This window comes from Micromonospora sp. NPDC005806 (genome assembly GCF_042871425.1).
GTDB lineage: Bacteria > Actinomycetota > Actinomycetes > Mycobacteriales > Micromonosporaceae > Micromonospora.
Genome location: NZ_JBIAIL010000048.1, coordinates 13,160 through 34,423 on the forward strand (window position 1 = coordinate 13,160; position 21,264 = coordinate 34,423).

General features: G+C 68.9%; 19 protein-coding genes and 2 pseudogenes. 8 read left to right on the forward strand and 13 right to left on the reverse strand.

Annotated features, from left to right (window positions below):
- Both ACFYOS_RS31705 and ACFYOS_RS31710 read left to right on the forward strand, forming a co-directional pair.
- The gene (locus ACFYOS_RS31705) at positions 1–849 is read left to right on the forward strand and encodes a carbohydrate ABC transporter permease (RefSeq protein ID WP_387149496.1); all 849 of its coding nucleotides are present in this window, start codon (positions 1–3) and stop codon (positions 847–849) included.
- Between the two features lie 29 nt (positions 850–878).
- On the forward strand, positions 879–2,420 hold the full coding sequence (locus ACFYOS_RS31710) for a glucoamylase family protein (RefSeq protein WP_387149499.1): 1,542 nt from the start codon (positions 879–881) through the stop codon (positions 2,418–2,420).
- A 102-nt stretch (positions 2,421–2,522) separates the two neighbouring features.
- Here the strand turns inward: ACFYOS_RS31710 and ACFYOS_RS31715 are convergent, their stop codons facing one another.
- A complete protein-coding gene (locus tag ACFYOS_RS31715) occupies positions 2,523–4,376 on the reverse strand; it encodes a xylan 1,4-beta-xylosidase (protein WP_387149502.1) in 1,854 nt (617 codons plus the stop codon).
- Positions 4,377–4,811: 435 nt separating this feature from the next.
- Between ACFYOS_RS31715 and ACFYOS_RS31720 the strand changes: the two genes are divergently transcribed.
- Positions 4,812–6,989 (forward strand): discoidin domain-containing protein, encoded by a 2,178-nt coding sequence (locus ACFYOS_RS31720; protein ID WP_387149505.1) that lies wholly within the window; start codon positions 4,812–4,814, stop codon positions 6,987–6,989.
- 122 nt (positions 6,990–7,111) lie between these two features.
- Here the strand turns inward: ACFYOS_RS31720 and ACFYOS_RS31725 are convergent, their stop codons facing one another.
- On the reverse strand, positions 7,112–7,690 hold the full coding sequence (locus tag ACFYOS_RS31725; RefSeq protein ID WP_387149508.1) for an alpha/beta fold hydrolase: 579 nt from the start codon (positions 7,688–7,690) through the stop codon (positions 7,112–7,114).
- Positions 7,691–7,893: 203 nt separating this feature from the next.
- A pseudogene (locus ACFYOS_RS31730) lies at positions 7,894–8,208 on the reverse strand (IS256 family transposase); the annotation flags it as partial.
- A 422-nt stretch (positions 8,209–8,630) separates the two neighbouring features.
- Between ACFYOS_RS31730 and ACFYOS_RS31735 the strand changes: the two are divergent.
- From ACFYOS_RS31735 to ACFYOS_RS31745, 3 genes and pseudogenes are all read left to right on the forward strand, one after another.
- Positions 8,631–9,473 (forward strand): SGNH/GDSL hydrolase family protein, encoded by an 843-nt coding sequence (locus ACFYOS_RS31735; RefSeq protein WP_387149510.1) that lies wholly within the window; start codon positions 8,631–8,633, stop codon positions 9,471–9,473.
- 418 nt (positions 9,474–9,891) lie between these two features.
- Positions 9,892–10,289, forward strand: a pseudogene (locus ACFYOS_RS31740) (DUF4262 domain-containing protein); the annotation flags it as partial.
- A 6-nt stretch (positions 10,290–10,295) separates the two neighbouring features.
- Positions 10,296–10,715, forward strand: a complete 420-nt coding sequence (locus ACFYOS_RS31745; protein ID WP_387149565.1) for a hypothetical protein — start codon at positions 10,296–10,298, stop codon at positions 10,713–10,715.
- A 318-nt stretch (positions 10,716–11,033) separates the two neighbouring features.
- Here the strand turns inward: ACFYOS_RS31745 and ACFYOS_RS31750 are convergent, their stop codons facing one another.
- The gene (locus tag ACFYOS_RS31750) at positions 11,034–11,462 is read right to left on the reverse strand and encodes a nitroreductase family deazaflavin-dependent oxidoreductase (RefSeq protein ID WP_387149513.1); all 429 of its coding nucleotides are present in this window, start codon (positions 11,460–11,462) and stop codon (positions 11,034–11,036) included.
- Between the two features lie 741 nt (positions 11,463–12,203).
- A complete protein-coding gene (locus ACFYOS_RS31755; RefSeq protein WP_387149516.1) occupies positions 12,204–13,160 on the reverse strand; it encodes a zinc-binding alcohol dehydrogenase family protein in 957 nt (318 codons plus the stop codon).
- 578 nt (positions 13,161–13,738) lie between these two features.
- Between ACFYOS_RS31755 and ACFYOS_RS31760 the strand changes: the two genes are divergently transcribed.
- Positions 13,739–14,374: an NAD(P)-dependent oxidoreductase gene (locus ACFYOS_RS31760; protein WP_387149518.1), complete on the forward strand. Its 636-nt coding sequence runs from the start codon at positions 13,739–13,741 to the stop codon at positions 14,372–14,374.
- Positions 14,375–14,519: 145 nt separating this feature from the next.
- Here the strand turns inward: ACFYOS_RS31760 and ACFYOS_RS31765 are convergent, their stop codons facing one another.
- The 5 genes from ACFYOS_RS31765 to ACFYOS_RS31785 form a co-directional block, all read right to left on the reverse strand.
- A complete protein-coding gene (locus ACFYOS_RS31765; RefSeq protein ID WP_387149520.1) occupies positions 14,520–14,681 on the reverse strand; it encodes a hypothetical protein in 162 nt (53 codons plus the stop codon).
- Between the two features lie 12 nt (positions 14,682–14,693).
- Positions 14,694–14,873: a winged helix-turn-helix transcriptional regulator gene (locus ACFYOS_RS31770; RefSeq protein WP_387149523.1), complete on the reverse strand. Its 180-nt coding sequence runs from the start codon at positions 14,871–14,873 to the stop codon at positions 14,694–14,696.
- A 184-nt stretch (positions 14,874–15,057) separates the two neighbouring features.
- Positions 15,058–16,131 (reverse strand): aldo/keto reductase, encoded by a 1,074-nt coding sequence (locus tag ACFYOS_RS31775; protein WP_387149526.1) that lies wholly within the window; start codon positions 16,129–16,131, stop codon positions 15,058–15,060.
- A gap of 88 nt (positions 16,132–16,219) precedes the next feature.
- Positions 16,220–17,155 (reverse strand): zinc-dependent alcohol dehydrogenase family protein, encoded by a 936-nt coding sequence (locus ACFYOS_RS31780; RefSeq protein ID WP_387149528.1) that lies wholly within the window; start codon positions 17,153–17,155, stop codon positions 16,220–16,222.
- A 317-nt stretch (positions 17,156–17,472) separates the two neighbouring features.
- Entirely contained in the window at positions 17,473–18,732 is a 1,260-nt protein-coding gene (locus ACFYOS_RS31785) for a multidrug effflux MFS transporter (protein WP_387149530.1), read from the reverse strand.
- A gap of 233 nt (positions 18,733–18,965) precedes the next feature.
- On the opposite strand from ACFYOS_RS31785, the gene ACFYOS_RS31790 reads away from it, so the two are divergent.
- Positions 18,966–19,442 (forward strand): MarR family winged helix-turn-helix transcriptional regulator, encoded by a 477-nt coding sequence (locus tag ACFYOS_RS31790; RefSeq protein ID WP_387149533.1) that lies wholly within the window; start codon positions 18,966–18,968, stop codon positions 19,440–19,442.
- A 406-nt stretch (positions 19,443–19,848) separates the two neighbouring features.
- Here the strand turns inward: ACFYOS_RS31790 and ACFYOS_RS31795 are convergent, their stop codons facing one another.
- The 3 genes from ACFYOS_RS31795 to ACFYOS_RS31805 all read right to left on the reverse strand — a co-directional run bounded on the left by ACFYOS_RS31795 (position 19,849) and on the right by ACFYOS_RS31805 (position 21,148).
- Positions 19,849–20,205 carry a transcriptional regulator gene (locus tag ACFYOS_RS31795; RefSeq protein WP_387149535.1) on the reverse strand — a complete coding sequence of 119 codons (357 nt, stop codon included), beginning with the start codon at positions 20,203–20,205 and terminating at the stop codon, positions 19,849–19,851.
- A gap of 149 nt (positions 20,206–20,354) precedes the next feature.
- Complete coding sequence (locus ACFYOS_RS31800) at positions 20,355–20,573, reverse strand: hypothetical protein (RefSeq protein ID WP_387149537.1); 219 nt, start codon at positions 20,571–20,573, stop codon at positions 20,355–20,357.
- Positions 20,574–20,764: 191 nt separating this feature from the next.
- Positions 20,765–21,148, reverse strand: coding sequence for a hypothetical protein (locus ACFYOS_RS31805; RefSeq protein ID WP_387149540.1), 384 nt, complete (start codon positions 21,146–21,148; stop codon positions 20,765–20,767).
- Positions 21,149–21,264 lie beyond the last annotated feature (116 nt).

The window sequence follows — 21,264 nt, forward strand, 5'->3', positions numbered from 1 at the left end:
ATGGCGACGAAGGACACCACCCTGCGTACCCGCGATCGGGTCGCCAAGACCGTCCTCTACGTCGTCCTGCTCCTCGGGCTGCTCGCGGTGGCCGGACCGTTCGTCTGGATGGCCCTCTCGTCGGTCAAGCCGGAGGGGGAGATCCGCGAGGCGCCGCCGACCTGGTGGCCCGAGACGTTCACGCTCGACAACTTCCGCGAGCTGTTCTCCCGGCTCGACTTCCCGCTCTACTTCTTCAACTCATTCCTGGTCGCGACCCTGGTTACGGTCGGCAACCTGCTGTTCTGCTCGCTCGTCGGGTACGCGCTGGCCAAGCTGCGGTACCCCGGCAAACGAGTGCTCTTCCTAGCCGTGCTCGGCATGCTCATGGTGCCCGGCATGGTGACCTTCGTCCCACAGTTCGTGCTGGTCAGCAACATGGGCCTGACCAACACGTACGCCGGCCTGATCCTGCCGTTCCTCGTCGGACCGTTCGGCGTGTTCCTCATGCGGCAGTTTCTCCAGTCGATCCCCGACGACCTCATCGAGGCGGCCCGGGTCGACGGTGCCGGCGAGTTCCGGATCTTCTGGCGGGTGGTGCTTCCGCTGTGCCGGCCGGCACTGGCCACCCTCGGGATCCTCACGTTCCTCGCGTCCTGGAACAACTTCCTGTGGCCCCTCGTGGTCGCCACCACGGAGGACAAGTACACGTTGCCGGTCGCCCTCGCGCTCTACAGCGTCGGCCAGAACCGCACCGACTACGGATTGCTCCTCTCGGGAGCGGTCGTCGTCGTGCTCCCGGTGCTCATCGTGTTCCTGCTCCTCCAGCGGCACTTCCTGCGCGGCATCGCGACCACTGGAATCAAATGATCCATCCCCGCAACCAGACAAGGAGACCCATGCGACGCCTTCTCGCACCGCTCCTCGCGCTGGCGCTCGTGCTGGCCGGCGGCTCGGCCGCCGTCGCGGCACCCGACGAGCGTGGCCCAGACCGGGCCCTGCTCCGCTACGCCACGGACACGTGGCGGTCGATGGCCGCCATGACCGACCCCGGCACCGGCCTGGTCGCCGACAACATCACCGGCGACCTCGCCGCCGGCGGCCGCGCCACCTACACGTCCCCCACCAACATCGGCGGCTCCATGTGGTCCGCGGTGGTCGCCCGCGAGCTCGGCATCATCTCGCCTGCGGAAGCCCACGAACGGATCGCCAAGACCCTCAACACGCTCGCACGGCTCAAGCACCACACCGCGTCGGGCATGTACTACAACTGGTACGACCCGCGGGACGGCTCGGTCGTCACCGTCTGGCCCGACAACGGCAACACTGTCTACCCGTTCCTGTCCAGTGTGGACAACGGCTGGCTCGCGGCCGCGCTCAACGTGGTCAAGGGCGCCGTGCCGGAGCTGCGCGGCAAGGCCGACGCGATCCTGCGGAGGATGAACTTCGGCTTCTACTACAACCCCGCGGCGTCGACCCCGTTCGGGGCCAGCGGCCTGATCGCCGGCGGCTTCTGGGACGCGCCACCCCCGGGGTGTTCACGGCAGCGCGACGGCGTCTGGTTCACCTGCAACCACTACGACATCACGGTCACCGAACCGCGCATCGCGACCTACCTCGGCATCGCGATGGGTCAGATCCCGCCGAAGGCCTACTACAACACGATGCGCACCCTGCCGGCCACCTGCGACTGGAGCTGGCACGAGATGCAGCCGGTCGGATTCGACGCCACCTACGAGGGCGTTTCGGTGTACGAGGGCGCGTACCGGTACCGCGGCATCCAGTTCGTACCCAGCTGGGGTGGCGACATGTTCGAGGCGCTGATGCCCGACCTGTTCGTGCCCGAGGCGCGATGGGCGCCCAACAGCTGGGGCCGCAACCATCCCGCGACGGTCGCCGGCCAGATCGAGCACGGGATGAATGACGCCGGGTACGGTTACTGGGGCTTCTCCCCGGCGAGCGACCCGGCCGGCGGATACATGGCCTGGGGCGTCGACGCGATGGGCATGGACACCGACGGCTACCCGTCCGACATGGAGCGCTCGAAGTACGACGCGGGGTTCGGCGACTGCCGCCCAGCAGGTCCGAACCCCGACTACGGCAACGGCGTGGTGACCCCGCACGCGGCGTTCCTCGCTCTCCCGTACGCCAAGGCGGCGGTCGTCGACAACCTCGCCCGACTCAAGGCCAACTTCGACTCGTACGGCCCCGGCGGCTTCTACGACGCGATTGCGGTCGGCAGCGGCACCGTGGCCAAACGCCACCTCTCGCTCGACCAGGCCATGATCATGGGTGCGCTCGGCAACGAGCTCGCCAACGACCTCGTCCGCCGCGCGTTCGTCTCGCCGCAGTTCGAACGCCGGATCCGTCCACTGATCGCACAGGAGACGTTCAACGTGCCGGCCAACCAGAACCTTCCACAGCTGCGTGGGGCCGCCTGACGGCGCCGGAAAAGGTAACGGTCGACCTGCCCAACCCGTCGATCGCACCGGTGCAGCGAAGTAGGGCCCTCGGCCACGCGCCGTAGGGCCCTACTTCCGCAATCAGGCCCCGGGGACCTCGACCAGCACCGCGCTGGGCTGCGGCAGGTCCAGCTCGATCACCGCGGCTCCGGCGTCGCTGGAGGGCTGCACCTTCTCCGCCGGGAGCTGGTCGGCGGCGCGCAGCGCGGCCCACTGCTCGTCGGTCGGCCACTCGGCGACCCCCAGCCGGTCGGCGAGGGTGGTGATGTCACCGTGCTCCCGGTCGAGCCGGGAAACCAGGGCCGGCCGGCCGGCCGCGCCGTCGACGACCAGCCGGATCCGCCGGGCCAGCGCCGGGTCTCCGTCCCGCTTGTCCTGGTCGAGAGTGGACACCCAGACCAGGATCGCCAGGCTGCCGTCACCGCGCCGGCTGGCCCAGGTCTGCACCAGGCCGTCGGCGCCGTCGCCGGAGGCCCGTACCGGCAGTTCGGTCTCGCCGAGCTGGGCGAGCATCCGCAGCGCGTGGTAGCGCGGCTTGGCGATGCCGCCGACGGTGAGCAGGCCGAACCCGCCGTGCAGGAGCCTCGGCGGCCGGCCGAGTTCCTCGAAGTGGTCGCTGGCCACCCAGTACGACAGCGCGTCAACCCTGCCGGCGGCCGACCGCATGCCGGTGAGCAGGAAGGTGGCGGCCGAGGTGCCGTCGTTGACCGGGTGGAAGTGGGTGGGGGTGACGCCCCACTCGGTCCACAGGATCCGCGCGTCGGGGAAGCCGAGGCGGGCCAGGGTGGGCCGCAGGTCCAGCGGCGGGCTGCCGTACGTGTGGGTGGAGACGAAGTCCACCGGTGCCCCGGACCGCACGGCATGCTCCAGCAGCGCGTCCACCCAGCCAGCGGCCGCCGACGAGGGCCCACCCACCGGAATTCGCGGGTCGACGTCCTTGACCGCGCGGGCGGTCACGTCGTACAGCCGCATCCATTCCTCGCGGCTGCCGCTCCAGAAGACCTCCAGGTTGGCCTCGTTCCACACCTCGAAGTCCCAACCGAGTACCTGCTCGCCGTACCGGTCCAGCAGGTGGGCTACCAGCGCCCGAACCAGCCCGGACCACCGGTCCCAGTCGCGCGGCGGGGAAATGATGCCGCGATAGGTGAAGACGGTGAGGTCCGGGTCGCTGGCCAGGTCGCGGGGCATGAACCCGATCTCCACCACCGGCGTCATTCCGATGCCGAGGAGCAGATCGTAGATCTGGTCCACGCGGCTGAAGTCGTACACCGGCTCGCCGTCGACCTCGCGGTAGACACCGAGGTCGTCGTGCAGGATCGAGTGCGCCCGCACGGTGGTCACGCCGATCTCCTCGCGTATCCGGCGGAGCGCGGCCAGCAGTTCGATGCCGATCTCCCGGCCGCCTGAGCGGTCCCGGCAGAGCAGTTGGGACAGCCGCTCGCTGCCGATCATCGGCTGCCAGGGACGGTGCAGGGTGGTGCCCGCGGCGTCCACGTCGAGGCGCAGCGTGACGGTGGTTGGTTCCCCGGCGCCCGGCAGGGCGGCCGCCGTGACCGGGTCGCTCAGCGCGCCGGTCACGGTCACCTCGGGTACGGCAGCTACCGCGTACGCGTACTGCTCGCCCGGGGTACCGGTGGTGTCGACGTACCAGGTGTCCGGAACGGAGAGCACGTCGCCGCCGAGGTGGTCCAGCGGGGTGAACGGCCCGGACACCCGATCGCCATCCAGCATTGCACGATGCACCAGGTAGCCGACCGCGCCGTCGACGGGCTGCCAGGAGAGGCGGACGTGTCCGCGGCCGGGGGTGGCGGTGAGGCGGGCCGGCGGTGGCAGGTCGGGTAGCGCGGCCGTGCGGCCTTCGTCGCTGCGGCGGGCGATGCGGGCTTCCCAATCGGTCCGGGCGTCGGACGGCTCGGGTCCGCTGGCGTTCGTCAACGGGTACCTCCTGGCGGTCTTGATGAACCGGTTCGACGAATGTAACCGGTTACCGCCGGTCGTGCGATCCGACTACCGACTGCGGGTGAGTCGCGCTGCGCACCCCGTAGCTGACAGTGGAGCGCCCTCGACGCGTCACTGTTGAAGCTGGGTCGTGAGACGGCAAACCTCCGCGGCCTCGGGATGTCTTCACGGGCGTGTGCGATGCGAGGAGGTTCTCGTCCCGGCATGTTCTGGCCCGACGCTCGGTCAAAGGCCCTTGACGGTGCCATAAGTTAAATGTGTAAATAATTCGACACTTGAATGAAGTCCTGAATCCTCGCGCTGCGCGCGGAACGTTCCGTTCGGGGCGCCGCGGAGGCCGTGCAACGAAGGGATCACGAAGTGTTACGAAGAGGGCTACGCGTCGGGCTGACCACTGCACTGTCCCTACTCGTGCTCTGGCCGGCCGAGGCGCCCGCCGCAGCAAGCGCGCCGGCAGGGGTTTCGGTGTTTCTCACCGACCTCGGCACCAAGACCTACCTGTCGCGCCAGTCCACCATGTCGTGGCACGGCGGGCAGGCCCCGCAGGGACCGACAATCACCATCGACAGCCAGCGGCGATATCAGGAGATGACCGGCTTCGGGGCGTCGTTCACCGACTCCTCCGCCTGGCTCGTCGGCACCCGCCTCGACAGCGCACAGCGCGACGCGGTGATGCGCGACCTGTTCAGCCGCCAGGGCATCGGCTTGAGCTTCCTGCGTCAGCCGATGGGCTCCAGTGACTTCGCGGTGAACGGAAACTACTCGTACGACGACATGCCAGCGGGCCAGACCGATCCGACGCTCGCCCACTTCTCCATCGACCACGACCGGGCATACATCATCCCGGTGCTCAAGCAAGCCCGTCAGCTCAACCCGGCGCTGACCGTGATGGCGTCGCCGTGGAGCCCGCCAGGCTGGATGAAAACCAGCGACTCGATGATCGGCGGGACGCTCAAGCCGGACGCCTACCAGCCGCTGGCCGACTACTTCACGAAGTTCCTCGAAGGCTACGCGGAAGCGGGCGTTCCGGTCCGCTACATCACCCCGCAGAACGAGCCGCTCTACGTGCCCTCCGGATACCCGGGCATGTCGCTCAGCGCCGAGCAGCAGAACAACCTGATCAAGAACTACCTCGGTCCGGCACTACGCGACCGCAAGCTGCATACCGGAATCCTTGGTTACGACCACAACTGGGATGTCGTCAGCTACCCGGAGACCATGTACGCCGACCCAGCCGCGACTGGGTTCGTGGCCGGCACGGCGTGGCACTGCTACGGCGGTGACGTGCGGGCCCAGGCCTTGTCGCACAACGACTACCCCAACAAGCCGGCGTGGCACACGGAGTGTTCAGGCGGCACGTGGGAAGGCGACGAGCAGGCCGGCTTCGCCGCGGCGCTGGGCCTGGTCATCAACAGCACCCGTGACTGGGCAAAGGGTGTCATCCGCTGGAACATGGCGCTGGATCAGAACAACGGACCGACCAACGGTGGCTGCCTGACCTGCCGCGGCGTGGTGACGGTCGCCCAGGACGCAGCCGGCCACTGGTCGTACACCAAGACCGTCGACTACTGGGCGCTCGGTCACGCCAGCAAGTTCGTACGCCCGGGCGCCCGCCGGGTGGCGTCCAACTCGCTTGGAGCCGGTGACGTACAAGACGTCGCCTTCGTCAACCCCGATGGCTCCACGGCGCTCATCGCGTTCAACTCCGCGAACAGCCCAAAGACGTTCCACGTGCAGTGGGGCAACAAGTGGTTCGCCTACCGCCTCGCCGCCGGGGCGGCAGCCACGTTCACCTGGACTGGCGCCCAGCATGGTCCGGTGGACCCAGCCGCAATCGGCTCGGTTGACGTTCCGCTCGAGAACCCGGACGGGACGCGAGCGCTGATCAGCTACGACGCTGGAATGCTGGCGCACCAGGCTCAGGTGCGGGTCGGCAACCAGTGGCTCGGCTACACGCTCCCCGCCGGCGCGTCGCTCACCCCTCCGACGACCGCAGTGCCGTTGCCGCGCGGCGCGTGGACGGTGTCGGCATCGGCGAGCAACGCCACCGAACCACCTAACAGTGCGATCGACGGCGACCCAGCCACGAGGTGGAGCACCGGCCGCGGCATGCAGCCCGGTGACTGGTTCCAGGTCGACCTCGGCTCGCAGCAGACGTTCAACCAGGTCGTCCTGGACACGACCGGAAGCAGCGGCGACTCCCCGCGGGGGTACGAGCTCTTTGTGTCCAACGACGGCACGAACTGGGGCCAGCCGATCGCGACCGGACCGGGCAGCCCGGTGGCCAAGATCCTCATTCCGCAGGTCACGGGCCGCTACATCCGGGTGGTGAACCAGGGCGATTCCGGCAACTGGTGGTCGATCCACGAGCTGAACGTGCTCGGGCCCGCCGGTCTGACGAGCCTGGCGGCAGGCTCGGACAGCGGCGTTCAGCGCAAGACGGCCGTGTTGCCCGACGGCACACAGCTTCTCATCGCGTACAACTCGGGCCGCTCGGTCGCCACGTTCGACGTGCCGTGGGGAGACACGACCTACGCCTACCGAATGCCGGCCGGCGCCGCCGCGATATTTACGACGCGCCAAGGCTGATCGGTGGCGCTGTGCCGGCCGGAGCATCCCTGGCCGGCACAGCGTCGCGGCCGTCTCCCGCCGGTGAAGGAACCCGAGCGCCGAAGCCGTGGCTGCCGATCAGAAGGGCTCTGGGCTCTTCGCTACCTCTGGGTGACGGGTCCGAGGTGGTCCGGACTAATCGTCATCGCCACCTCGCTCAGGTCATTGTCCAGCTGGTGATCGCGCCCGGGCAGCCGGTGCAGCTGTGCCTGCGGGATGGCGCGGGCGTACAGGTCAGCATGCGACGGTGGGGCGATCTCGTCCTCGAGTCCATGGAACACATGCACCGGCACGCCTAGCGGCAGCCTCGCGCCGAGGCCATGCGGCAGCTCGAACTCGCCGCCGGGCCAGCCGCCCGCACCGACGAACGGAGCGGCGATCAGCACGATCGCCCTGAGCTGCGGCTCCGGTGGCCGCTCGGCGAGCGCGTTGACGAGGATCGTCCCGCCCACCGAATGGCCGGCGACGACCGCGCCGTCGTCCAAGGCCTTGATCTCACGCCCGATGGCCGCGCTCCACCTGGCGTAGCTCGGGTCGTCCTCGTCGGGCATGCGCGGGTAGCGGACCTCGTACCCGTCTCCGAGTTCCCGCCTCAGACTGTCGAACAGCTTGTCGTCCCATTCGTCGTGCGCGCCCGCGCCGCCGCCCTGGATGAACAGGATCTGCTGAGTCTCTGCCATGACGATCCTCCTTCGCGGCCTCGTGACGATCCGGTTCGATACCCGCCTCCTACCCGTGCCCAGCCCGGGTGGCCTACCGGGCCTGTTTCAGCCGCGCCCGACCTATGCACACACGGTCACACTGCTGCAGCACTCAGGCGCCGTTGATGCCCTCATCTTTGCCTGACTCTTCCGACAGCTTGCAACTTCCCTCGAGGGCCTTTGCGCAGGGCGCGTAGGTGCATATGGCCGTTGACTCGACGGAACTGCCTGCCGACCTCGAGCAAGCCGGCGGCCGCCTACCGCGGAGCCATCCGACCGTCCTTCCAGTCGATCGGTTTCGTGGACCGCAACGTTCTGCACAGGGTGGGTGGGACGCCCAGTCGGAGCCCGGTGAGGATCTCTTCCATGCCCTCGCGCAGGCTGGCCGTCCTGGCGCACCTTCTGCTCGACGAAGGTGCGCAGCTTGTCCGGAAGCAGTTCCGCAGGTTGCGGATCTTGTGGACCAGGCAGCGGGCGATCACCGGGTGGTCGAACACGTATTGGTGAAGTGGACCCTATGGCACGCGGCCCCCGCTGAATTGGTCTCGTCTGCACAGGTGCCGGCCGCACCTGCATCGCGACCGGGTGCTGTCCGAGCCAGGTGGCGAAGTTGGCCGCTTCCCGGTCGGGCAGTACCTAGGCGGGCGTCGACGCCGAACCGGGCGGACGAAGGATGCCACGGCGAAACGGCGGACCGCAGCGAGATCTCCACCGGCTGGCCCGCCACGGCATCGCCGAGCTTACGTTCGTAACGGCTGGGCACCGACCGCTTGCCAATAGCGGCCTGCCTACTTGTTCGATTGAAGGAAACTTCCGTTCGACCTCTTGCGCGTGCCAATGCTCGCCGCCGACAGTCTGGACCACCACCAGCCTTCGACAACTGTCGATGCGCTTGTCCGTAGGCAGCTGAGGAGGAAGCATGGCACCCGTCGTCCCTCGCCGCAGAAGCCGTCTCGTCACACTCCTGATCGCCGTCCTTGCAGGCTTGGCGCCGGCCACGCTGTGGGCGCTACCCGCGCACGCAGCCGCAGCCCGCTACACCGCCCTCGGCGACTCGTACTCCTCAGGCGTCGGCACCCGCACGTACTACTCCGACGGCACCAGCTGCGACCGCTCCCCGTACGCGTACCCCGCCCTCAACGCGAACCAGATCGGCGCCAGCCTCACGTTCGCCGCCTGCTCCGGCGCGAAGGTCGCCGACGTGTCCAACAACCAGCTCGGCAGCCTCAGCTCCTCGACCAACTACGTCACGCTCACCGTCGGCGGCAACGACGCCGGCTTCTCCAGTGTCATCACGCAATGCGCCAAGCCCTGGCCGTACACCTGCTGGGGTGACATCGACAACGCCAACAGCTACATCCGCAACACCCTGCCCGGCACCCTGGACAACCTCTACAACAAGATCCGCTCACGCGCGCCATACGCCCGAGTGGTGATCGTCGGATATCCGCGCCTGTTCAACGAGAGCGACTGCCAGTCGCTGGCCCGGATCAGCCCAGGGGAGCAGGCGGCACTGAACGACACCGCCGATCTGCTGAACGAAACCATCAAGGCCCGCGCGGTCGCACACTCGTTCCCATTCGTGGACCCGCGCACAGCATTCACGGGGCACGCCGTCTGCGACTCCATCGAATGGATCAACGGCCTCTCGGACCCGATCATGGAGTCTTACCACCCGAACCGCACCGGCCAGTCCAGCGGATACGCCCCGCTGGTTAAGAACGCCATGCTCAGCACGACGGCGGCCGCCGACAAGGCATAGACACCGCCATCGGGTACCGGCCGGCGGACGCGCCGAGCCGGTACCCGGCTCTGTCGCATCACGGCAGGTCGATGCTGCATCTGGAAACGGTCATCCTGCCTCGGGCAACCCACGCCGTGACCCCTGCCTTCTACGACAGGTGCAACCGAAGGTCCCGGGCTGCGCATCAGAAGTCCGCAGCCGGTTGTGCGAACGGTTTGCCTGGGTCACGGCAATGCGTGGCGTGGCTGTTCCGAACCCGCTCCGGTTCCTGGTCCGGCGGCGTCAAGCCGGCCCGGCGCAAACGCGGTCGGCCGCGTCTGCCTGCCTCTGCTTCCATTGGGTAGATCAAAGACGGACGGCGCCAGAGACTTGCGGGCCAGGCCGGCGGTCCGGAACAGGGGGACTGCCCGATGTCTAGGCGCGGTAGCCTCGCCCGGTGAACGACCAGCCATGCCATTGCCTGCTGTGCCAGCACCCGTCCGACGAGGCGACATGGGACCAACGCGATCGCCGCATCGCGGACCATATCCGCCGATACGGATGGAGCGTTACGGGCCTGGCCGCTGACGAACGGACGCCGGGCTGGGCGTACTCGACGGGACTCTGGCACACGCTGCGCAGCCCGGAGGTGTGCATCTTCGGGTTACCGGCGAACACCGCGATGACAATCGTCAACGTCGTGGGCGGGCAAATCGGCCAAGGTGAAGTCCTGAAGCCCGACGAACGGCGCGCGGACGTGCTCACCAACCAGGACGTGGCGATCCGCCCGGTCCACCCGGCCTGGTACCGCAGCTTCTTGGGGCCGCCGTCGATTTCTATCAAGCCCCGCCGCTACCGATCGTGCAGGTGTTCTGGCCCGACAAGCACGGCCGGTTCCCGTGGGAACACGACGCCGAGGCCAGTTGCCAGGCCAGCCAACCGCTGCTGTGGTTGTCGCCCGCGGAGCACCCCCGGGGCGTGTGGACCGAATTCGATCCGTACGAGGGCTGGCCGTTCGGCACCAGCCTGCCGTACTTCTCCGCGCACACCACCCTGGCAGTCGTTGACGGCACAGCGGAGATCACCGCCGTTGTGCGAGGCCATGACGGCAGCTGGCTGTTCCTCGACGACAGCGGCGAGGGGGAAGCGACCGAAGTGACGAACTTGCGTCACATCGCCAACACCCATCCCGAAGTGGTGACTGTTGCCGACCTCGCCGAAGGTCAGCGCGCCGACCGGGCCTCAAACGGCGGTTGGGTCCGCTCAGCGGTGCCAGGCTGAGGCTGTTGCGCGATTGCTGAAGTAGCTGGAGTGGTTGATGGCCGTGCTCGGCGGGGTTCATCGGTCGGGCAGATCGTGGTGCCTTGCCGCTCGATCGCACCCATAGCCACGCCGACGCCTTCATGGTTAAGCGACGACGCGCCGCGCCGTGGTGAGCTGCGGAGCCCAGACGGACAGGCGGCTGACCGTGACTACGTCGCCGCTGTGCGGGCCTGCACGACCAGCCTTTGGCCCAGGTACAGGCCGACATGGCCCGGCCGGGCGGCAGCCCTTGCGCTGCTGAGACTCGATCCACCCGTCCCGCTTCAGGATCCCGAGCTACTCCAGGACGAACACCGGAATCTGCCGCTCGGTATTTGCCTGTAAGTCGGCGTACTCCGGAAACGCAGCCACGCACCGCTCCCACCAGAGCTCCTTCTCGGCACCGTGCACCTCGCGCGCGGTGAACTCCCGCCGGACCGCGCCGTCCTGCAACTCGACCCGCGGGTTGGCGACGAGGTTGTGGTACCACGCCGGATTGCGCGGCGCGCCGCCCAGCGACGCGACGGCGACATAGACCCCGTCGTGCTCGACCCGCATCACCGGCACCTTGCGCAGCTTGCCGGACTTCGCCCCGCGCATCGTGATGACGACCACCGGCATCCCTTTCATCGTCGTACCGGCCGTGCCGCCCGACGACTCGATCTGCTCGACCTGGTTGCGTACCCCCTGCTCCGCGCTCGGCGCGTACTCACCCTCCAACGGCATGGCTTCAGTAGACACCGAGCATCCGGCCGTTCGTGCGACTTCCTGGAGACCGTCACGGTGACCGGGACCCGGATGTACGTCTTCGCCGTGATCGAACACGCCAGCCACCGGATCCAGATCCTGGGCGCCACCGCCCGTCGGACCGCCTCCTGGGTGGCACAGGTCGCCCGGAACCTCGCCATGGACCTCGAGGACGCTGGCTCCAAAACCAGAGTTGGTTGCCTCGCCGGGCCACGGGGCGCGGTCGACCAGGCTCGGACCGCCCGCCGAAATCGGCCAGCGATCCGCGCCATCAGGTCATCCAGACCGGCCACCCAACCCGAAAGATCGTCCACCGCTGCAGGCGCGGCAGTCTGCAATGGACGAGCGGTATTCGGCGCCTGATCCGCACATCCGGTTTTAGCTGCGCAAACACTGCCAACGGAGGTGTGGCTGGAGACTAGGCGGCAGTGGTCGCAGGCACTCCGGTGATCTGCGGCCGACCGCCAGGTGCAGGGCCAGGTGCTCGGCGTCGGCTCCTGTTGTCGTCATGCTGTCGTCATGGGCGCTTGGGGCTTCGCTGGCTTGTCGCTGCAACCCGGATCGGTTGTTGGCCACTGCGGTCAGACGCCTCGACTCGGCGCGGCCCATGCCCTGGCCGGGCTACGCTCTCGGCCCGCAGCCCACGATTCAGGACAGCCCGAGGCGTGGCCCGGACGTCCTCTGGGCGGGTGCAGCCCGCCAGGGGCCCGGAAACAGGCCTCACGTCACCGCCAGCAGCAACCTGCCCGGGTACGAAGTCTGCAGACGTCGATGCGCCTCCGCCGCCCGCCCCAGCGGGAACGTCTCGGCAACATGCACCTCGAACGGTCCAGCCTCGATAAGCTCGTTGAGGCGCTGCAACCGCTCGGGACCCGTCTCGCCGTTGTAGGCCCGGACCGTCACGCCGGGTCGCTCGCGCGGGACCGGTTGAACGCCGTTGGGGTACGCGAGCACGCCACCGTCGCGTAGCGCTTCGGTGAGCCTGTCCAGCGTCTCCCCACCGGCCATGGCCATGATGCCGCCGACGCCGTCCGGCGCTACATCCCGGATCCGGGCGAGCACCTCCACGACGTCGCCGTGACCGTCGACGGACAGGTCGGCACCGAGCCGGGTCACCAGCGCCACGCCCTCCGCCCCGGAGGCAACAGCGATCACACTGAGCCCCTGCCGCTTGGCCAATTGCACGGCCAGATGCCCCTGACCGCCGCTCGCGCCGAAGATCAGGACCCACTCCCCGGCCGGCAGGCCGAGGACGTCCAGGCCCGACAACGCGGTCAGCGCGTCGGCTGGCATGGCTCCCGCATGCTTCACCGGCACACCCGCCGGCAGCTTCGCGACGTACTGGGCCTTCGTCACCGCGTACTCGGCGTAGAAGCCGCCTTTCGGCCGTCTGCGGCCATACACGTAGACCACGTCGCCCACCGCGACGCCGGTCACCTGCCCGCCGACCGCGGCGACGGTGCCGGCCCCTTCGGCGCCGGGCACGATGGGAAATGCGGCGCCCTCGGGCACCAGCGCGCCCTCCCGCTCAAGGGCGTCCCACACCCCCACGCCGGCGCTCCACACCTTGAGCAGCACCTCGTCGTCGGCGATCTCCGGCACAGGCAGGATACGCGGTGTGATCACCTCCGGACCGCCGAACTCGTCGAAGGCCGCGGCCTGCATCCGCTCGGGCACATCCCCGTCGACCATAAGGAATTCCTCTCCGCCCTGCTGCTCCCGGACGCCCGGCCCGCCGCGCGATGGCCGCCAGTACGTCGCCCTCCCGGCTTGGCGCTCCCGCCGACATCAACCTCGGGAGGTTCCTGCGGAGGCCCCGACGGATGCATCGCCCGCAGCCGGTGGTCCACACACGTCCCAGCCCGCTCCGCACGCGCCAGCGTCACCGATCGCAGCATGCCCTGCCCCAGCGCAGTCGGCCCGCGCCTGAGCGCGGTTCACCCAGTCGGGCTACCGGCGGGAGCGGTCCGGAGCATCGCGCCCCGACGGCCGCTGAACATGGGCAGTCCGACCGTGACCCATACGGCAGTTCGCCGAAGAGGTCGTGCCCGCACTACGCGCCGCCGTCGAGGGAAACGCGGCTGCCGCACCTCCGACGGGGACGACGAGACAGACCCGTAGCGCCCGTAGCGCAAACCGCAGCAACGGCCACGGTGGGAACCGCCACCGAGCACGAACCGCAGGAAATATAACAACAGGAACCGCAACATCCGGAACTGTAATCCCAGGAATCGTAACAAACAGGAGCAACCACCATGAAGATCGTCGTCTTCGGTACCGGTTACGTCGGCGGCGCCCTGGTGAGCGAACTCGCCGGCCGCGGGCACGAGGTCACCGCCGTCTCCCGATCCGGGAAAACCGACCTGCCGGCGCAGGTCGCCGCCGTCACCGGGAGCGTCCACGACCCCGCGTTCCTCAGCTCGGTAACCGCCGCGGCGGATGCCATCGTGGCCGCCCTGCCCGCCCTCAGTCCCGAAGGCAGCCTCGGCGCGGCCGTCACCGCCCTGCTCCAGGCCGCGCAGGAAAGCGGGGCACGACTCGGGGTCGTCGGCGGCGCCGCGATCATCCCCACCGTGCCGGGCGGTCCCCGCCAGGCGGACACCCCCGACTTCCCCGCCCGATTCGCCCCGGTCGTCGACGCCCACCAGCAGGCGCTGGACATCCTGAACTCGGCACCTGAGAACGTCGACTGGTTCTACCTCGTCCCGGCGGGGGAGTTCGGCGCCTACAACCCCGGCACCCGCACCGGGTCGTACCGCACCAGCAGCACCGCCCAGGTCACCAACGAGGATGGCCGCTCGCTGCTCGGAGTGGCCGACTATGCGATCGCGTTCGCCGACGAACTCGAGAACCCGCGTACCCACCGCACCTGGCTCGCGATCGGCTACTAGTGCGGTGTCCACTAGCGTTCACCGGGTTTCCGGTGGTTGTTGTGGATCCTCGCCGTGTGGGCGAGCGACTCCCCACCACCACTGGTGGTGGGCGGGCCGGCGCGGGCCAACTGATCCTCGCGCCGCTTGTTGGGGGGCGGCGGGGTCACGGCGGGACTGGCTGGCGCTGGGGAGGTGTCGGCCAGCGCTGCGTGACGGCGGCCGCGTCGGCCAGGCGGGCGCGGAACGGTTCGGACGCGGCAGGCCCGGGAATGAGGCCGACGTCCAGTTCCGACAGCGGCCGTCCGGTGCGGGCGTCGACCAGCACCGGCTCGACCTCCTAACCGGTGGCCCGGTCGACGAGCACGAGGCTGCGCTCATCCGGGGCCAGGTCCTTGTTGCCCCAGGCGTGGAGGGCGACGATGACCGGGCGCAGACTGCGCCCGGTCATCGTGAGGACGTACTCGCAGCGCGGCGGCCGGTTTTGGTAGCACCAGCGCTCCAGCGGGCCGGCGTCCACCAGGGACGTCAGGCGGCGGTCAGCATGTTCGGGGCGATGCCGAGGCCGCGCTCGAACTCGTCGAAGCGGGTGAAACCGTCGAAGGCGTCAGGCATGATCAGCATGCTCCACCACTCGCCGACGTACTCCAGGCTGCGCGCGATCGGGCCACGCCATGTCCTCGAAACTGGTCCGCCGCCTGAGATCACGCTACCGGGATCGCGGGCTCGTCGATCACGCTTGCGTCACCGCCGCGGATGGGGCCCACGCTCCACGCGTTCAGCTCGTGCGGGGTGCCGAGCCTGATCGCGCTCACCTCGTCGAGCCGGGCGAACTGCGCCGGGGTCATCGTCACGTCCAGCGCGCCCAGGTAGTCGTCGAGCTGCGCGACGCTGCGCGGGCCGATGATCGGCACGTATGCCGTGGCCGCCCGCGCGCCCTGCTGCCGCATCCAGGCGATGGCGACATGGGAGGCCGGCACGCCGAGCTCGGCCGCGACGTCGAGGACGGCGTCGACGATCGCGGTCTTCTGCGCGGTGTCCTCGAAGAACCCGACGGCCTTGAGGTTGCTGATCCGGCCGGTGGCGCCCTGGCGGTACTTGCCGGTCAGCAGACCGCCGCCGAGCGGGCTCCACAGCGCCGCGCCCAGGCCGAGCGCCTGCGCCATTGGCAGCAGCTCCCGCTCGGCGGTGCGGTCGACCAGGCTGTACTCGACCTGGATACCGGCGACCGGGGACCAGCCGCGCAGCTCGGCGATGGCGGCGGCGCGCGACACCCGCCAGGCCGGGAAGTTCGACAGCCCGAAATAGCGGATCTTTCCGGCGCTGACCAGGTCGTCCAGGCCGCGCAGGATCTCCTCCATCGGGGTCAGGCCGTCAGGGGCGTGCACCCAGTACATGTCCAGGTGATCGGTGTTCAGGCGGCGCAGGCTGGCCTCGAGGGCCTGGACCATGTACCGGCGGCTGTTGCCGGTGTTGGAGACGGTCTGCGGTCCGACGCCGTTCATGCTGTACTTGCCCGTCAGCACGAAGTGGTCCCGGTCGGCGCCCAGGAACTCGCCGAGCAGCTGCTCGGATTCGCCGGCCTGGTAGTTCTCGGCGGTGTCGATGAGCGTGCCGCCGGCTTCGGCGAACCGGTCGAAGATCTTGCGGGCCTCGGCGGGCTCGGCACCGGGGCCCCAGCCGCCACCGGCGCGCCAGCCGGTGCCGAAATTGGCGGTGCCGAGGCCGTACTCGGACACGCGCAGGCCGTTGTTGCGCCCGAAGGTGGTGTATCGCATGGGTGGACATCTCCTAAGACGAGTAAGACGAGTAACTTGCGTTGTGTAAGCGTGGAGGCGGTTCTTGGCGCCCGTAAGGTGTGTCGGGTCAGCGGGGGACGGTCACGACGATCTTGCCGACCTGGGATCCGGACTCGAGACGACGGTGGGCCTCGACGATGTCCTCCAGGGGGAAGGTGGTGTCGATGACCGGCCACAGGACCTTGCGGGCGACACCGTCGACAATCCAGTCAACGGCGACCTTGCGACGTTCGACGTCGGTGGTGAGCTCGAAGACTTTGTACCCGCGGATGGTCAGGCTCTTGCTGATCAACCCCAGCGCGGGCACGGTCGCGGCCTCGGTGCTCAGCGCACCGTAGACGATCACGGTCCCGCCGGGCGCGGCGGCGCCGATCAGGTGTGCCAGAGCCGGTCCTCCCACCGGGTCGAAGATCACACGCGCGCCCTGCCCGTCGGTGAGTTCGTTCACCCGGGTGACAACGTCTTCCTCGGTCGTGGCGATGACCGCCTCGGCGCCGGCGTCCAGGAGCTGCTGACGCTTGGCGCTGGTGCGGGTCAGTGCCACGGGCCGGGCCCCCACGCTGCGGGCGATCTGGATCGCGGCCAGCCCGACGCTGCTGGAGGCAGCCGGGACGAGCAGCGTGTCACCGGCCTTCAGGCCCGCGGTCTCGATCAGGGCGCCGTAGGCGGTCAGGTACTGCCCCCACAGGGCCGCGGCCTCTTCCCAGGACAGCGTGTCGGGGTGCTTGACCACCGCGGTCGCGGGCGCGATGGCCAGCTCGCCGTGGATGGGGTAGTCGGTGGCCCTGAAGCAGGGGATCAGGCTGACGGCATCCCCGACGGTGAAACCTTCGACGCCTGGGCCGATGGCGTCGACCTCACCGGAGGCCTCCCATCCGATACCGGAGGGGAGCTCCATGAGGTGGCCGCTGCGGAGCATCGCATCCGCTCGGTTCACCCCGAGAGCGCGGGTGCGGATGCGGATCTCGCCCTGGCCAGGTTCGCGGACCTCGACGTCGTCCAAGGTCAGGACCTCGGGGCCACCGGTGGCGTGAAATCGGACAATCTTGCTCATGGGAGTTGTCTTGCCTTTCAAGTAGTGGACCTGATCCGGTCGTTCGTGAGGTCGGAGGGCCCTGGGGCTGCTCCGTGCGGATCGAGGGGTTGCTGTGCGCCAGAGGGCCGCGGTTCGTGCAGCGCGGCCCGGAATCGGCGATCACCCCGTCGATCGCGGCGGTGACGGAGGCTTCGTCCTACCTGGTCGGGACCACGTCGACCAGGCGGGGCGCCGGCACGCCGCGACGGCGGGCCGGCCGTGCTCGGTCAGTGCGGGGCGAGCCCCTACGCACCCGGGTCGGCCCCGGCGAGGCCCACGCGCGGCGCGACGAACAGCATCACGGCGGTCGCCGCGGTCATCCCGCCGGCGATCACCAGCGCCATGGCGACGCTGCTGCCGCCGAGCACGCCGACCAGGGGGGCGCCCAGCGCACCCCCGCCGAACTGGACAGCGCCGAGCAGCGCCGCGGCGGTCCCGGCCGCCTCGCCATGCCGGGTCATTGCCAGGGTCGGGGCGTTGGGGAAGGCGAGCCCGATCGCGGCGAGCACAAGGAACAGTGACACCAGCAGTGTGGCCAGGCCACCGAGGCCGGTCACGGCGAAGAACAGCACGATGAACCCGGCGGCGGTGCCGGCGATCAGGGCGGCGCGCAGGATCTGCAGCGGCGTGTACCGGCGCAGCAGTAGCACGTTGAACTGGATGGCGCCGATGAGTCCGGCCACACTGGCCGCAAAAACAAGGCCGAACTCCTGCTCGTCGAGACCGTACTGCTGTTGCAGGACGAAGGACGAGCCCGCCACGTAGGCGAACTGGGCGGCGGAGTACAGCCCGACGACGAGTACCAGAGCGACGAAGGCACGGTCGCGGAACAGCCGGCCGTACCAGTGCACAGTCGCCGCCGCACCGCCTCGGTGACGGCGGCGCGGCGGGAGGGTCTCCGGAAGGCCGAACAGCGCAACTGCGATCAGCAGTACGCCCAGCACCGTCAGCGTCACGAACACGCCCTGCCAGTTGGTCCAGCGCAGCACCGCGCTGCCCAGGGTCGGTGCGAGAATCGGTGCCGCGCCAGTGACGAGCATCAGTCGCGAGAAGATGCGGGCGAAGGCGGATCCGCTGAACAGGTCACGCACGACTGCAGTGGCGATCACGGTGGCGGCCGCCACGCCGAGCCCCTGCAGCACGCGCAGCACGTCGAGCACGGCGATGGTGGGCGCGAACACGCACAGTATCGACGCGGCCACGTGCAGGACCAGCCCAGCCAGCAGCGGGCGGCGGCGGCCTGCCGCATCGGACAGCGGCCCGACGAACAGCTGCCCGACGGCCAATCCGAGCAGCGTCCCAGTGAGCGTGAGCTGCACCGCCGTCGGGGTGGTCGCGAGTGCGGCCGTCACGGCGGGCAGCGCGGGCAGGTACATGTCGACGGTCAACGGACCGATCGCGATGAAGGCACCGAGCATGAGCACCAGCCACACCCGCTGGCGGCCGGTCATCAGGTCGCCCGGCAGCACCGGTTCGGCGCCGTCGGTGGTCACGGCGTCGCTCATGAGACCTCCCTCCAGACGAGTTCGAACTCCGTACCCGTGCGCCGCACGGCGTTGCCGTGTACCCAGCGCGCCGCCGCGCAGCCGTTCCAACCCGCGCGAGTACTGCCGATGATGGTCCTGATCTTTTGTCATTGCGTTTCCTCTGTTGCTTGACGGCACCCGATCGATATCCTTGCTTGGTCAAGCAACTATCGACCGGAATGCTTCCTTCGTCAAGCAACTATCCTAGGAGGATGTCCATCATCACACCCGGCCGGACACCGGCCCCAGAAGGGCTACAACCCCTCAATCGGGACGAAGAAGCACTCGTCCGGAGCCTCACCCGCGCCATGTGCGCGCTTCCCCGTGCCATCGACGCAGACATGGTCCGAGAGCAGCGGCTCCCCCTCACCGAATACACGGCGCTGATGCACCTGTCCGAGGCCCCCGACCGGCAGATGCGCATGAACGAACTCGCCGCCGCCTGCGAGATGTCCTTCAGCGGCATGACCCGCGTGGCACAACGCCTGGAGAGCGAAGGGCTGATCCGGCGAGTCAGATCCACGCAGGACGCGCGGGGCTGCAACGCCGTCCTTACCGATGCCGGTTTCGCCCGTCTTGAGGCTGCGTGGCCGACCAACCTCGCCGCCGTTCGCCGGCACCTCCTCGACCACCTGACAGGGATCGACCTCGCCCAACTCGCCAGGGCCATGCAGAACGTGGCCTCGTGAAATGAACGCGCGCTCGACGGCGGCGCGCCATGGGTGTACTTCATCGAGATCGCGGCCGGAGCGTCGGGAACGGCGAGTCACGCCGTCCGGCTGTATCGCGCCTGACCGTAGCCGTCGCGCGGGTGGCCGTCGTGTCCGCGGAACTCGGTCCCTGCCTCGGGTACGCCGTGGCCTCGCCGCGATGTCGCTGGTCCAGACGCTGCGCCGGCGCACCAGCGACACCAGCTGGTATTGGGTGATTGTCGGGTCGCGATCAGCGGTGAGCTAGACAGCGCGTAGCTGGGGATCATCTGGGTGGGCCGCGGTCAGTGACGACGCCCTCGACATGGGCCAATCGCTGGGTAGCTGAGTTAGCTGGTCGTCTTTTGCCAGGGTTTGTAGGACTCGCGCCGGTCGGTTGGTGTCGCTACTGGCCGCTGGCCGTCTCGACCCGGGTGATCAGTAGCTTCAGCCGTGCGATCTCGTCGGCGAGGGCGGCGTTGCCCGCCGCGGTGAGGGTGATCCAGGTCCGGCCGCGCCGGCCGGCGTAGCCCTTCTCGAGCTCGACCAGACCGGCCGTCTCCAGCACGCCCAGGTGCTGAGAGAGGTTGCCGGCGGTCAGCTCCAGCTGGGTACGCAGGTAGCCGAACTCCACCCGGCGTGCCTCCTGCGTGATGGTGAGGATGCCGAGCCGGACCCGCTGATGCACCACGTCGTCGAGCCCGTTGACCGGGTGGGCCGCTGCGGTCGGCTCCGGCGCCGGGCCGTCGGTGGGGTCGCTCACCGGGGCCGCCGCAGCCGTTGCGCCAGGGCGAAGCCGGCGCTGCCCAGCAGCAGCACGCCGCCGTTGATGACCAACTGGGGCGTCACCCGCCATGTGGAGGCGGCTGACCTGGTGGGCGACGGACGAGTCGACCGGTACGCCGGATTCCGTTAGAGCGACGGATCGTGGAAGTAGACGGTGGCCGACCACCAATCACCGTCGGCAGTGGCCTCGCTGTGCTGGATGACGTCCTGGACCTCGATGCCGGGCCGTTGTTCGATGCTGTCTGCGATGCGGCGCAGCAGCGCCGGGACGCTGTCCTGGTCGGGGCCGACTGGGTTGGCTTGCGAGAAGTGCTTGATGGTCCACGATTTCGGTTCAGACGGCATGACGGCAGTCTGCCAGGGGTCTGGAGCTTCGCCGTCTCTGGCGGCGTGGGGCACACAGGGGCACAAGACACTGTGAAGCGTCGTCAACCAGCGACCAACCATGACAGCCCAAGACGCGGTGTGAGCAGGTGTGGACCACCGTTCCCGCTGGTGGTACCGCAGCCGCCCTGAGTTCCGCTTCAACGTCTGAGTCAGGAGTTCCTGACTCGGATGAAGTCTGCGTAGTCCTCCCCGGCAACGCCGTGGTTGACCCAACGATGCGGCGACGCCCCGGTCGTACGCTCTGCCAGTTCCAGCGCTTCGGCCGGATCCTGAACGTGCCCGATCACGTGGCCAGGCCCCGGGTCGTCCTCGCCTTCTGGATCAAGCGGCGGGAACACCGACAGGTCCTGGCAGTTCCCGGCGTCCAGGTCCTGCACGTCATGGACTGACAGGTTGTAGCCGTCTTGCCATGGCCAGATCGAGACCCAGCGGATGCCCTCGATGCCCTTCAGCCTGATGGGTCCGAGGAACTGCTCGACCTCCTTCCTGCGGTGGAGGGTGCCAAGGAGGAACGACCGGCTGAGGTATCGCACGCTCGGAGGCTACCGGCCGCAGAAGCGGATGCCCTGCTGCTGTCGACAGCAACGGCGACAGCAACCGGGTCAGACGAGGAGGGGCTCAGCCGGACAACGGCGGATCGCCGCCCGAG